Here is a 13,450-nt window from a genome sequence, read left to right as displayed (position 1 = left end):
TCTGGTCAAGCAAGAGATTATTTTACAGCAGCTTTCTTTCTCTTTTTGAGCAGTGCTCGCCCCTTGATCCATTTAATAGCCCGGGTATCCATTCCAGGCTTCGCGTACTGCAGAAAAGTATCGGCGGCCTTGATGGAATCTTCAGGTCGATCCGTTTGCAGGTAGGCGTAGCTGAGCATTCGATAAACATCGGGATTTTTGGGCTCAAATCGTCTAACGGCTTCCAACAAAGCGATCGACTTTCGTGGCTGTAGATACTCCATATAATAAGAGGCCTGAGCCAGTAACCACTGTCTTAATGGCCTATTCATGGTTTCTCCTCCCTATTGTTGCTATTAGCCTGCGACCAGAACGTTTCGTGTCATGGTCAGGTATTCCTGCAATTCTTTTGACTCTTTTAATACGGCCAGAGCTGCTTTTGCTTCGGGCCATTCTTCAGCGTGTTTACTTAGAAGGCTCATGGCCATATCCGTCATCATGTGATGTTCATCAGGGGAGAGTGAAGGAGTCTTTTCAGTCAGGCCGAGCGCGTATTTTTTTTCACGATTCTGGTAGTTACGACCCAGTTCAAGGGCTTTCCAGAGCTCGGCTGAAATACCCTTGCCGGAGGGTTTAAAAGAAGACTTGTTTTTCGGAAAATCTTTATCAATGAAATCATTATTGATGAATGAAATCCCCGAAAGACCGTTTTTAAAAGACACGTCCATAATGCACAGCCTCTATTTAGATGAATTGATTATCTTCGTTTTAGCATCGGCTGGATGACAGTAAACCGTAGCACTGGCTCTAAAACTGTGTAAATGATTAGAATTGATGGGTAATCTTGGATACACTGGTCTTATTCTGTTGTGTATTCAAAATAGTTATAAAAAAATAAAATATTAATTGTAAAAAGTTTATTTAGCCGTTAATACCTTTATTACTGGGTTGTTTAGAGGATGGGCATGGAGGCACTCTTCAAATGGGCTCAAAAAATCTAAAGCTCTGGCTGATTTTGTTGCCTGCTCTGGCTTTGTTAAGCCAAATACTTTTTGCTGGCTTGTTGTCGTCCAATTCTCAGGCGGCGGTCTGGTCTTCCGTTTCCCAATCTGACACTACTCGAAGGCATATTGTGCGCCCTGGTGAATCGCTCTTCATCATTGCTCAGAATTATGGTTTTGAGCTCCATGAGCTGGCTGAGTTGAACAATATTAGCAACCCTTCAAATCTGATGGTGGGACAAACCATATACCTTCCAGATAATTCTACCGAATATGTTGAGCCCGGGTTTCTGACAACCCGGCCAGCAGAGCCTCCGGTTCAGGCTCTGGATGCAACTGCGTTTCCTCCGTCAAGATCCAGACCTGATGAAGAGGAATATTTCAGGTTGCAGCAGTGGATGGGTGGTCAGAAACAAACGACAGGTATCGAAAATATCGACTACAACTATGTGCGAAAGGCTCCACAGCCCGAAGTCAGGGTTGGCTTTGATATTCCTCTGGAAGTTGAAGCATCATCCAGGGAACAAGATAGTTCTGAGTCTGCGGCCAAACAGATGAAAAGTATTGAGGCGGCCAGCAAGGCATTATTGGAAGAATTGGAGGAGGACGTAAAAGATTCAGACTCTCCAGCCCTGGCTGTCTTTGGAGACCGTCCTTATTCCTTCTATGGCAGTGGTGAAGATCTGCTTGAGGCATTACAGAACTTTGCTGCCAGTTACTATGTTCCAATCGTTATCTCTGAAGATGTTATAGGAGAAGTGAACGGCAAGATTGGTCCACTGACGCCCGTCGATTTTTTGGATCACATGGCTAATATTTACGGGTTTATCTGGTATTTTGATGGCCACTCACTCTACATTTACAGTGGCAGTTCAGCTGAGCAAAAGATCATCAGCCTAGAATACATGAGTACCCGGGACTTCAAGAAAACACTTAAAAAAGTGGGTGTCTGGGATGGTCGCTTTTTCTGGAAAGAACAGCCAAAAGATGGCCTGATCTATGTATCCGGACCACCAAGATACATTGAAATAGTGGGGCAAACGGCTGAGTTACTCGATGATAAAGAGGGGGAACGGCAGAAGAGTAAACTGACAGTGCGTATGTTCAGACTCAAGTACGCTTGGGCTACCGATAAAAGTTTCAATTTCAGAGGTCAGCAGATTGTTGTTCCCGGAGTAGCTAGCCTGTTAAGAAACATCGTCAGTGGAGGAGGGGTTTCCAGCGTTGAACGTAAGCCTGTTGAACCACTTGCAATGCAGCCCGCAAAGGGTGTTGTTCGCAATGGTGCACAGAATAAACAGCAGTCCCTGCAGCCCGAAGAAGCATTGAATGCCGGTGCCTATATAGAAGGGGCTTACATTAGTGCAGATCCGAGGCTGAATGCCATTATTGTCCATGATCTGGAGTCCAAGATGGTTATGTATGAAGGCCTTATTGAATCTCTGGACAAACCTTCTTCCCAGGTCGAGGTCAGCGTCTCCATTATTGATGTTAATACAGCCGACATAGAAGCGCTGGGTGTTGACTGGAACAATACCCGTGGAACGAATTCTGAAATTACTTTTGATCCGGGTTCTTCTGCCTATGCTGATGACTTCTCTTCATTTACGACTGTTCTGGGTATGAACATTGGCAGTTTTAATGCTCGACTCAGTCTATTGGAGGATGAAGGTCGAGCCAAAGTTGTTTCCAAACCTTCCATTCTTACACTGGACAATCTGGAGGCAGTCTTCGATAACAGCAGTACCTTTTATGTTCAGGTGGCCAGCCAGGAAGATGCAGAACTGTTCCCCGTTACTTCGGGAACCGTTGTTCAGGTTACCCCCAGAATTGTCAAAGAGGAGATGGGTCGTCGGATCCATATGAGTGTGAATATTCAGGATGGAGGAGATTCCAACGACCAGAACCTTTCCCTGCCCAGGGTCAGTAACAGCTCGATTAGTACACAAGCAATCGTAAACGAAAATGAAAGTTTGCTGATTGGTGGCTTCTATAAAGAAAGTCAGGATCAGAAGACGACTAAAGTTCCGGTACTTGGCGATATACCTGTTCTTGGTCGCTTGTTCCGTGCCGATAAGAAGCAAAACATCAGCCAAATGCGCCTGTTCCTGATAACCCCTCGCATTCTTGGTGCAGGAGCCTGATCTAAGGTCTTCCTGCACCCTTCCTATTTGTGTTGTTGCCCCGTTATGAGCCACCTGTATATTCGTATTTGTCCGAATTGGTAAATGTATTGGTTTTTTTTGTACTATTAAGTTCACTATAGTTTATAAGTATTCGTAAATATTCGTTTTGGGTGTGAGTGAAATGAAACAGGTGCAGACAGGGGATCTCTTTGACATCTACGTGATTGGTGGTGGTATCAATGGTGTAGGCATTGCCGTAGATGCAGCAGGCAGGGGCCTGAAAGTAGGTCTGTGCGAGAAGTCCGATCTGGCCGGTGCCACCTCATCAGCCAGCAGCAAGCTGATTCATGGTGGTCTCAGATATCTGGAGCATTATGAGTTCCGACTGGTCAGAGAAGCGCTGGCAGAGAGAGAAGTTCTGCTTAAAACGGCTCCTCACATTGCTTCTCCCATGCGCTTTTGTCTGCCTCACAGACCGCATCTGAGACCCGCCTGGATGATTCGTGCCGGGCTCTTTCTCTATGACAACCTCAGTGCCCGGTTTTCTCTGAAGGGATCAAAGTCTCTCAGGTTTGGCAAGGATTCTGCACTCAGGGAAGACTTCAGAAAAGGCTTCGAATATTCTGATGCCTGGGTAGATGATGCCCGTCTGGTCGTTCTGAATGCTATGGAGCTTCAGAGAAAAGGTGGGGAAGTTCGAACTCGCACTCAGGCATTGCATGCGGAACGAAAAGATGGCGTCTGGCATATTACTCTTCGTGACGAGATCACTCGAGAAGAGTCTATTGTTCGAAGTCGTGTCCTGCTGAATGCGGCCGGCCCCTGGGTTCAATCTTTCTTTGATGAGGGGCTGAAGCAAAGATCCCCGCGTAAAATTCGTTTGATCAAAGGCAGTCATATCATTGTTCCTCGTATTCACGAAGAGCCACGTGCTTATATTTTGCAGAACGAAGATAACCGGATTGTTTTCGTCATTCCTTATCTGGACCAATATTCATTGGTGGGTACCACCGACGTTGAGTATAAGGGTGATCCTGCTGATGTATGCTGCTCTGAAGATGAAAAACGTTATCTTTGTGATATCGTGAACAAACACTTTAAACAACAGATCTCACTGAATGACGTTGTTTGGGATTACTCTGGAGTGCGGCCACTCTGTGAAGATGAATCAGACTCTCCCCAGGCGATTACCCGTGACTACACCATGGAGCTGGAAGATCAGGACGGCAAGGCACCGTTGCTTTCTATCTTTGGCGGTAAACTCACGACCTATCGTAAGCTGGCTGAAGCGGCTATTGGCAAACTTAAGCCTTATTTCCCTGTTATGGGTGAAAGCTGGACCAAAGCCTGTCAGCTGCCGGGCAGTGAAGGGTTCAAGAGTGTTCAGGACTGTACCGAAGAGCTTTGCAATGCTTACCCCTGGCTGCCTCCAGAGATCGCTTCCCGCTTCAGTAGAACTTATGGAAGCCTGAGTCGTCGTTTGATGGGAGAGAGTCGTTCATTGGACGATTTGGGAGAGTATTTCGGTGCCGGTCTCTATGCCGCTGAGGTTGATTATCTGATTGAGCATGAGTGGGCTTACCAGGTTGAAGATATCATCTGGCGTCGAAGCAAGCTGGGCATTGAGCTGGATAAAACCGGCAAGACCAAACTGGAAGCCTATCTTACAAAAAGGTTACCTGAACTGATTCCGGATCGATTTATCGATAACGGCTCATTACTGAAGAAAGTGGTATAAAGTCGTGTAAAGTTGGAGACATCAGCCACCTTTCTTACACAAAAGGGGTCTATCCTCATGTGCTCTTGTGGCCAAAGGAGCGTGAAGCACTGGAAGGGATAGGGTGTTCACTGCTTCAGAAGCCTCTGGCCGACCCTTTCCAAACTGAGGTTCATGGCCGGGAAGGAATGCGCAGAGCACTGGACATAGTGGTAGCGAACCATCTGAATTATTGAGGTCATTAGTTTGATGGTGGTTACCGCCTGCCCGTTGCCATAACCCAAAGAGTTTTGAGCAGGATGCTAACGTCCATCTTTAGCCAGTCAGCAGGGTTGCTCAAAGACAGCGCATAGGCATGGTCATAAGCGACTCTGTTTCTCAGATCATAGAGGGTTTCGTCGCAACTCAGGTTTACCTGAGCCAGTCCGGTCATTCCGGGGATAACATCATAGGTTCTTTCGGTATAAAAGGGGATGTTGTCTTCCAGCTTATGGCAGATTCCAAGGCGCTCAGGTCTGGGACCGACGATGGACATATCGCCCATGAGAACATTCCAGAGTTGAGGTAATTTATCCAGACGGGTCCTGCGAAGAAAAAGACCTGCTTTGGTGACTCGGAGTTCATTCTTCGTCGTCCGGACAGGATCACTTTGGGCTTCTTTATCGATGCTCATGGTTCTGAACCGGTTCATCAGAAAGAGACAGACATAGTTTTTGCTCTGATAGCCAATACGCATCTGACGATAAAAAACCGGACCAGGACTGTCCAGTTTGATCATTAAAGCAATGAAGGGGTAAAGAGGCAGTGTAAAAATAATGCCGATCACTGCTAAGGCCAAATCCATTGCTCTTTTACCGAGAGTGGTAAGCGGGTGAACATAGGTGACTCCTTTCACGGTTCGACTCCCTTTTAGCTTCGGCTTTCATTTCATACATCGTAAATCGAGGGGTCCGGATAAACGTGCACAATCACAGAAAAGGTCTTTTCTCTTCGGGCATCAAGTAGTGCATCAAGATTGACTGCTTTGACGGGCTTGTCACAGTAAGTCACGGTCAGGCCAGCAATTTTAAGTCCCAGGTCCTGCGCGACTCTTACAGTGCTCTTGCCATTATGGGTGGTTTCCAGAAAGTCTTTGCGAAAGCTTTCGGTGCTGTAATCCTGATGATGATGGCGCAAAACATCGAGAGTCACATTATTGACAATTTTGCAGCGTTCAATGGCTGTTGGCAGTTCCAGAGGCCAGCATTTGTCCAGAAAAGTCCATTCAAGCTGGTACGTAATCACGTTACTCATGAAAAAATCTCTGGCGACATTAGTTCCACGTTTGAAATTGCTCATGAATTTCCAATGCGTCCGGGTAAACTCATTGCTGAAGTGATAATCCCAATCGGCTTTACCATAGATTGACCCGTAACCACCGGTTTCGGTCTCTCCCTTTCGGCCCACTTTCGTTTCGGTCCGTTCGTGCATAATGGCAAATTGGGTGGCATAATCAGCCTTCAAAGTCTCTAACCTATTTCGGATTTGCCGGTCCCGACGAATCTTCTTCTTATATTCACCCAGGGTCTGAACGTCAGTTTTTAGCGCGTTCTCAATCATCCGTTCCCTTATCGACTGATCTAACTCCGGGGGTATTAGCGTTCCGAGCTGTTGTTCAAGCATCTGATGCAGTTCCAGCCGCTGAAACTCACCATGCTCGGCCAACCGGACAATCCGCCCGTCTGCCGTCATGCCAAGTGCACTCAGTGACTCATCGCCGGGGTTGTCGGTCAGGTAGCGCTCAATGGCACGAGTGGTTTCTTCAGTGGTTGTCGACGTCGGGTTCATTGGGGAATATCCTTTTCCTGGAGCTTGTAGATTTGTTTTTCCAGTTTCTCAAAAATTCAGCAAATTCCTGATCCGGAAGGGGTTTGCTGTAAAAGTACCCCTGGCCTTCTGTGCATCCTGACTTGATAAGGTGTGTTTCCTGCTCTTTGTTTTCAACACCTTCGGCGATGACTTTAATGCCAAAGCTGCGACCCAGTTGAATAATGGCTTCAACGATAACGGTGTTTTCCTTATTTCCTGGTAGCCCTTCGATAAAGGATTTATCTATTTTCAATTTATCGAATGGAAACTGTTTCAGGTAACTTAATGAGGAGTAGCCTGTGCCGAAATCATCCATTGCAAGGGTGATGCCCGTTGCCTTGATGTTATTGAGCTGTTCAGAGGAAAGTTCAATATCTTCCATTATGGAGGTCTCAGTCACTTCAATTTCCAGCAACCGGGGAGGAATCTGGTATTTTTTTAACAGGTATTTGATGCGATCAACGAGATTTTTGTCTCTTAGCTGAATGGCAGAAAGGTTTACGGCGATTCTCAAATCATGGAACTCTGTTTCATGCCATTCATGGAGCTGTTGGCATGCCGATTCAAGCACCCAGTCACCTATAGGAATAATTTCCAGATTATCTTCTGCCATAGGGATAAACATTTCCGGTGAAATAAGTCCCTTCTCAGGATGTTTCCAACGAAGTAAAACCTCTGCACCCACCATCCGGGAAGTTTTGAAATCAATCTGTGGTTGATACACCAGACTGAGTTCATGTTGCTTCAGAGCTTCATGAAGATCCCTTTCAAGTTTCTTGCGCTGCCGGATCTCGGTATCAACGGAGGCAATATAAAATTGGTAGCGGTTCTGATTTCTGGACTTGGCCATAATCATGGCGAATTCAGCCTGCTGCAAGAGATTATCCACTTGCTGACCATCGTCAGGAAATAACGTGATACCAACAGTTCCGTTAATGGTTATCTTCTCATCATTTACTTTAATGGGGGTTGCCAGCTGTTTCAGAAGCGCCTGAGCCATTTCAGCCGCTGCATAAGGTTGGGTGACTTTAGAAAGGATAATTGCAAACTGATCCTCTCCAAGCTTGCCGATGAAGCCTCTATTACCAATATGGTTTCTCAGACGATCTGCAATTTTGACCAGTGCATGCTCTGCCGCATTGAAATTGAAATGGGCATTTAGTGATTTGAAATCATCAAGGCCGAGACAGAGAATGGCAATATTGTTATCAGAGCTCCCGGGTTTATTGATCATGCTCTGCAAGTGCTTCTGCAAGGTTCTTCTGTTTGGCAGGCGGGTTAAATAGTCATACTGAGACAGTCTCATGATCTGAGCCTCAGCTTTCTGTCTCAGGTTCAGGTTTCGTTCTATTGATTCCAGTAGCTGATTGGCTGTTCTAACCCAAAGACCCAGCTCATTGTTCTGATGGCCATTTGGGATGCGCAGTTTATGAGAGCCGGGAGCGTCCGGGTTAATCTGAGACAGGTTTCTGATCAAACGGTTCAGAGGTTTAGTAAGAATCAATGAATAGATCAGGTAGAGCAAGAATGCCATTGCAATAGCTCTGAAAATACCGCTGACCATTACTATCACTGAGCGCTGAATGAACTCCTGGCCATGGTGAGCCGTATCAATGGCCAAAAAGAGCTCGCCGTAATGTTCATGAACGGGTTCTTTTTTGTACAGAGGAATACGATAAATTCGAACAGGTTCAAATAGATAGTCTGAAAAATAGCGATACCCTGATTTGGAAAGGTCACGCTTTATAACAGCAAGTTCAGGTTCATTAGGTATTTTGATCGCCGCGATGTGAACTGCCTGATGCTCCATTAACCCGAAAAGAATCTCTTCGCCCATTGTGGGTTCCATTCTGTGGGCGGCCTGAATGGAGGGTTCCCTGATCATAGACAGCATTTGCCAGGCTTCCGAGTCAATGCTTTTGCTGGACTGGCGGGCATCAAAGAAAATCTGAACACAGCTGATCGAAATACCCAGCACACAGGCTGCCATTAGAACAGCTTTTAGCAATTTGGCAGATAAGCGTTGCTTAGCATCAATGCTTGTGCTGGTTTCCATATTCTTTGACTTTTTTGACGCCATCCATAGAACGTTTTCAACGACAGACTTCAACGAGGTTGGCTATGTATTAAAAAAAGAGGAAAGCAACTAGTGAGCAAACAAATGTTGGCTTAAGAGTTTTTTATTTCCTTGTGAAATTAACTATAGGAAGTTGAGAGCAGTTTACTAATACAAAATTGTAATCCTTAAACACAATTTTAATTAGCTTTTTATCAGGTAAAATAATTGTCGGAAGGTTTTTTATTTGTTTTTTCTTTAAAAAAACGATGGCAAGTTGGCAAAAGAGTATTTTGATTGGGAAGTGTTATTTTGAGCTTGTTTTGTTATTGCCAAAGGATATAGATGTGTTCATGTTTTAGGCTACGGCTTGTCTATTATGAGAATAGAACTTGTAAAAAATGTCTGGTTCTTCGCTGTTGAAAGTCAGGAGTAAAGTTAAGGAGTAGGAAGTAATGGATTACTCAATCTCGCACGCTCAGTCATATGATGTCATCTCACTGAAAGGTCAATTTAATGCTGAAACCGTTAATGGTTTAAGATCCCAACTCGATCACCTGATCAAAGATTGCTCAGGTGATTTGATTATAGACATGAGTTCTGTTGAAAAGTTTGATTCTTCTGGTATTGGTGTATTGGTCTTTCTTTATAAGCGTTTAAAAATTGAAAAAAGAAAGCTTACCTTGGTAGGTGTAAATGCTAAGACGGATGAGCTTCTCAGCATGTTACAAATTAATAAAACGATCAGGCAATTTAGTGATTTAGACGATTACTTGTCCAATCTCTAAGGAATTTTAGGACGTCGTTATCCTTTATCGATACATTTTTATTATCTGATCTATGACACCTTCTGACTTTAACTTTTGAAGAATCCTGTTGATCTTTATTCCGTGCTTTTCAGCAGACTTACTGAACATGAATGTCACAGGAACACAGTCGAATGTTTTCCCTGTCACAAACAAACCCGCGAACCGGGTTTTAATGAGGTGGCGTGCTACCATTTCGTCCATCAGTGCTGCATCATTTCGGCCTTTCTCCAGAAGCTTCAGAGCGTGCACTTCATCCCTGGAGTTGTGGCGAATCACTTCTCCGGATTGGAAGTAAGGTTCAAAAGTCTTAAAGGTATAGTTCTGCACCACCCCAAGTCGCTTTCCCTGAAGGTCGCCAGGTTGGTTTACTTCCAGTTTACTGCCTTGTAACTGCACAATGATTTCACAGTGCTCTGCAAAAGGTTCGGTAAAGTAAACTTTCCCGGAAACGCCTTCTCGCCACTGGGGGGAGCTCCAGGCTTGCAGATCCATGCTGCCATTGCCTACCTTGTAAATGATACGGTTGAAAGGGTAGTACTCTTCCGTGAAGTCAAAGTCGCTCCGCTCGCTGATGGCTTCAAGGGTTTTCTGCACAATGCCTTTTCTTCCATCTTTCCATGAAAGAGGAGGGTAATCTGTCGGATACATCCCTGTTGAAATAGTGATCCTGTTTTGATCGGGCAGAGCGAGAGTGCTGGGTAGAAGCAGGCAGAAAGCCAAAAAATGTATGCCTGTCTTTTTTTTGTTGTTTTTTTTGTTGATAATCAGTCGCATTTCAGGTCTGGTTCTATGTCGGAGGTGTATTACCAATATCGATCGTTGGGCCCAGGTACTTGGGGCCAGTGTTTAACCAGTGAACTTCCAGGACGGCCAGAACTCTTGCAAGGATCTCTCTGGCCTTATTGCTCAGGTCACTATCGGCCCCGTCACCAGCGTTAAAAGCAATAGCATTAATTTCTTTATTCTGGGCGATATAGAGTGCCCGTTTATTGTGATAGGTCTGGGAAATTATGGTGAACGTATCAAGCCCGAAGACAAACTTTGCCCTGATAATGGAGTCCAGGGTTCGAAAACCTGCATAATCCCTGTAGATCCTTTCGGCAGGAATGCCCATTTTCAAAAGGTCCTTTCGGATGGTGCTCGGCTCATCATAATAAGGTGTTCCATTGTCGCCGCTGATCAAAATATAATCGATCTTGTCCCGGGTGTAGAGAAGATAGGCAGTCTTGAGCCTGAGAGCATAATGGTTGTTAAACCCGCCTTCACGAGAGTACTTACTGGTGCCGAGCAGAACACCGACTTTATTGTATGGAATGCTTTCTACATTGTTATAAAGCCGCGAGCTGGTTTTGGTATTGACCAGCCAGTTGGCGATAGCGATCAGGGAAATGAGTCCTATCACAGCTCCAGCAAACAAGCCAGTAACAACCTTTAGGCGGGTCGGCCTGCCCTGCATTCGGAAGTCTCCGTAAAATAAGGAATTCAGAGACAGTTAACCATAATCATCCTGCTGGTTAAAGTGTATCGGACTCTGATCGTCTCATATCCTCCAAAATAGTCTCGATTTCGATGGCAATAGACAATGAAGGCTGATCGGGTATACCCAGCGACTCCAGTGAGGGAACCTGGTTATCGCTGGCAATGGCAGACTGAAACTTTTTGACCACTTCTTCCGGAGTAGAAGCCAGAAAGGCTGCCTTTTCGCGGATCAGAAAGTTGTCTGTTCCTGGTTCAGCAATGTAAATAACAGGTTTTCCCTTATAGCGTGCCATCGTTCCAATAGAGGATTTATGGACCATAACAGCAACAGACATTTTTGTGAGAGCAGCGGTAGAATGGCGATTATTTTCCACTAATCGAACATTCCCGGTACCTCTTTCCTTAATCCAGCGTCGCTCGACCTCACCACTGGTCTTAGGGTGATGGGTGACCAGAAAGGTCACGGACGGCAGCTTTCGGGTGGCTTCAATAAAGATTCTGAAATACTCTTCATAGGTGTCGTCATAACCACCGGCGAATACCGCAACAGGCTCATTGGGACCAATGTTTAGTTCAAGGCGGACAGATCGGTTATCCGTTTGTCGGTAAATATCATCCCAAGCCTCAAGCGCCGGTTGCCCAATTACTACATAGAGGGGATTGGGGCAAAATACAAGATCTTTGAAGCTTACTGCGGTTGCAGAAGTGGGAATATGGAATTCATCAAGCGTTCGAATTGCTTCCAGAAATGCCTGCACATATTCCTTGTTGGTAATGGGATCAAAATTATCATAGAAAGCCAGAGTGAAGCTGCCACCTTGCTTCATATGATTGAGAATCTGGGCCTGTACAGCACTGGCCATTCCGGAATAGACGATCTTAGGCCTAATACGTTTCGATAACTCAATGAGAGCGCTTTTGGGCCAGACTGTTTCCCGATTGTTCCTGAGCTGCTCTGGATCAGGTACAGAAATGGTAAGGTTGAGCGGGTGATTCCGGAAGATTTCTGCGGCCCTGCCAATCGATAAAATGCGGTAGTTAATACCTCGCTTCTTCAGGGCTTTTTCAAGCTGTTTAAAAGCATTACTTTCCCCTTGATCATAAGCGACCAAAAGAAGATCAATGTTTTCTGTTGCCAGTGCATTGGAGCTGAAAATGTTTATAAAGAAACAAACAAACAGCGCACAAAGAGAGTCTGCATAGTTTTTCATTCTGTCTCCGTTAGAATCCCCGTTACTGGTTTTATCTGCTTTTGAAACAGGGAGGCTAACAGTCTGGTACAGAATTCCGTTTAAGGAAAGGTCAGCAGCTGGTTGCTTTTTGGCCTTTCAGGGAATTATTTTCGCATCAGGAATACACCCATTTCGCGATGATGGGTATAAGGGAACTGATCAAAAAGGGCTATACGTTGCACACTATGAGTTAGGGTGATCTTTTCCAGATTCTTCTTCAGTGTGTCAGGGTTACAAGAAATGTAGACAATATTGTCGAACTTTTGAACCAGGGCTTCAGTGCCTTCATCAAGGCCAGCCCTGGGAGGATCTACCAGGATGGTGGATACGTCATAGCTGTCCAGATCAATGTCTTGCAAGCGTCTGAACAATCTCTCACGATTCATTGCCTGAGTGAACTCTTCGCTGGATAAACGGGCTATCTGAACATTCTCGATGGCATTAAGCTCAAAGTTGTCATGAGCAGAGTTCACTGATGTTTTGGATATCTCTGTTGCCAAAACTTTGTCAAAGTGATTGGCCAGGACACAAGTGAAATTGCCGTTTCCGCAATAAAGCTCGAGCAGATCCCCTTTCAGACCACTACAGACATCACTGGCCCAGCCAAGCATATGCTCATTAACTCCGGCGTTGGGTTGAGTGAAACTATTCTCGACCTGAGTGTATTGGTAGTTTTTACCCAACACATTAAGGGTTTCGACAACGTAATCCCGATCCAGGACTATTTTCTGCTTTCTGGCACGACCGATGATGCGAATATTGTGAGAAAACTGTAATTTCTCCGCCGAAGCCCTCCACTCATCATTCAGCGGTTTGTGGTAAAGCATACTGATCAGAGCCTCACCGGTCTGGGTTGTCAGAAATTCCAGCTGGAAAAGCCTTTTTCGCAGGACCTCCTGCTGCTCGATGTCTCTCATCAGCGGCATCATTAATTCATTGATACGCTTTGTGCCTGCAGGAAACTGGTCGACGTTGAAAGGCTGTCTGGTCTCAGGGTCAAACATTCGGTAGTAGCTGCGTTCTTGCTCATGCCAGATGCGAAACTCTGCCCGCATTCTGTAATGCTGAGGCCGGGATCTGAAAACTTCCAGTTCAGGAACATCAAAAGTCTTAAATTCTTCTCGGGTAAGGCTTACCTTCTCGCTCAGCTGGGCTTCGTACTTTTCAGGCTCTACTACGGCTAATGACATGATGCTCTTCGAT

Annotated in this window: 13 protein-coding genes; 4 read left to right on the top strand and 9 right to left on the bottom strand. The window is 45.4% G+C overall.

Annotation, left to right across the window (positions count from 1 at the left end; genetic code table 11):
• Nucleotides 1-17 precede the first annotated feature (17 nt).
• Together ACOMHB_RS20135 and sctX are read right to left on the bottom strand one after the other, a co-directional pair.
• Nucleotides 18-311, bottom strand: coding sequence for a tetratricopeptide repeat protein (locus tag ACOMHB_RS20135; RefSeq protein ID WP_317145497.1), 294 nt, complete (start codon nucleotides 309-311; stop codon nucleotides 18-20).
• Between the two features lie 24 nt (nucleotides 312-335).
• Nucleotides 336-707, bottom strand: coding sequence for a type III secretion apparatus assembly protein SctX (gene sctX, locus ACOMHB_RS20130; protein ID WP_422134860.1), 372 nt, complete (start codon nucleotides 705-707; stop codon nucleotides 336-338).
• Between the two features lie 254 nt (nucleotides 708-961).
• Here sctX and sctC point away from each other — a divergent pair, with 254 nt between their 5' ends.
• The 3 genes from sctC (at nucleotide 962) to ACOMHB_RS20115 (ending at nucleotide 5,059) form a co-directional block, all read left to right on the top strand.
• A complete protein-coding gene (gene sctC / locus ACOMHB_RS20125; RefSeq protein WP_448217962.1) occupies nucleotides 962-3,124 on the top strand; it encodes a type III secretion system outer membrane ring subunit SctC in 2,163 nt (720 codons plus the stop codon).
• Between the two features lie 163 nt (nucleotides 3,125-3,287).
• Nucleotides 3,288-4,844 (top strand): glycerol-3-phosphate dehydrogenase, encoded by a 1,557-nt coding sequence (gene glpD, locus ACOMHB_RS20120; protein WP_448217961.1) that lies wholly within the window; start codon nucleotides 3,288-3,290, stop codon nucleotides 4,842-4,844.
• Between the two features lie 59 nt (nucleotides 4,845-4,903).
• The gene (locus ACOMHB_RS20115) at nucleotides 4,904-5,059 is read left to right on the top strand and encodes a hypothetical protein (protein ID WP_448217960.1); all 156 of its coding nucleotides are present in this window, start codon (nucleotides 4,904-4,906) and stop codon (nucleotides 5,057-5,059) included.
• Nucleotides 5,060-5,079: 20 nt separating this feature from the next.
• On the opposite strand, the gene ACOMHB_RS20110 is transcribed toward ACOMHB_RS20115, so the two are convergent.
• Genes ACOMHB_RS20110 through ACOMHB_RS20100 form a run of 3 tightly spaced genes read right to left on the bottom strand, consistent with a single transcriptional unit; the run spans nucleotide 5,080 to nucleotide 8,727 of the window.
• Nucleotides 5,080-5,718 carry a sugar transferase gene (locus ACOMHB_RS20110; protein WP_448217959.1) on the bottom strand — a complete coding sequence of 213 codons (639 nt, stop codon included), beginning with the start codon at nucleotides 5,716-5,718 and terminating at the stop codon, nucleotides 5,080-5,082.
• Nucleotides 5,719-5,750: 32 nt separating this feature from the next.
• Nucleotides 5,751-6,650, bottom strand: a complete 900-nt coding sequence (locus ACOMHB_RS20105; protein WP_448217958.1) for a hypothetical protein — start codon at nucleotides 6,648-6,650, stop codon at nucleotides 5,751-5,753.
• Nucleotides 6,625-8,727, bottom strand: coding sequence for a putative bifunctional diguanylate cyclase/phosphodiesterase (locus ACOMHB_RS20100; protein WP_448217957.1), 2,103 nt, complete (start codon nucleotides 8,725-8,727; stop codon nucleotides 6,625-6,627). The genes ACOMHB_RS20105 and ACOMHB_RS20100 overlap by 26 nt, the downstream gene beginning before the upstream one ends.
• A 455-nt stretch (nucleotides 8,728-9,182) precedes the next feature.
• Here ACOMHB_RS20100 and ACOMHB_RS20095 point away from each other — a divergent pair, with 455 nt between their 5' ends.
• Entirely contained in the window at nucleotides 9,183-9,515 is a 333-nt protein-coding gene (locus ACOMHB_RS20095; protein WP_422134853.1) for an STAS domain-containing protein, read from the top strand.
• Nucleotides 9,516-9,539: 24 nt separating this feature from the next.
• Here ACOMHB_RS20095 and ACOMHB_RS20090 read toward each other — a convergent pair whose 3' ends face one another.
• From ACOMHB_RS20090 to trmA, 4 genes are all read right to left on the bottom strand, one after another.
• Nucleotides 9,540-10,310 carry a substrate-binding periplasmic protein gene (locus ACOMHB_RS20090; protein WP_448217956.1) on the bottom strand — a complete coding sequence of 257 codons (771 nt, stop codon included), beginning with the start codon at nucleotides 10,308-10,310 and terminating at the stop codon, nucleotides 9,540-9,542.
• A 13-nt stretch (nucleotides 10,311-10,323) separates the two neighbouring features.
• A complete protein-coding gene (locus ACOMHB_RS20085) occupies nucleotides 10,324-10,992 on the bottom strand; it encodes a SanA/YdcF family protein (RefSeq protein ID WP_422134851.1) in 669 nt (222 codons plus the stop codon).
• A gap of 58 nt (nucleotides 10,993-11,050) precedes the next feature.
• The gene (locus ACOMHB_RS20080; RefSeq protein WP_448217955.1) at nucleotides 11,051-12,226 is read right to left on the bottom strand and encodes a hypothetical protein; all 1,176 of its coding nucleotides are present in this window, start codon (nucleotides 12,224-12,226) and stop codon (nucleotides 11,051-11,053) included.
• Nucleotides 12,227-12,351: 125 nt separating this feature from the next.
• Nucleotides 12,352-13,437, bottom strand: a complete 1,086-nt coding sequence (trmA, locus tag ACOMHB_RS20075; RefSeq protein WP_422134849.1) for a tRNA (uridine(54)-C5)-methyltransferase TrmA — start codon at nucleotides 13,435-13,437, stop codon at nucleotides 12,352-12,354.
• Nucleotides 13,438-13,450: the final 13 nt, after the last annotated feature.

It is taken from the genome of Endozoicomonas sp. 2B-B (assembly GCF_053470045.1).
Note: the sequence above shows the minus strand (reverse complement) of the source record. Positions and strands in the feature narration are given on the sequence as shown.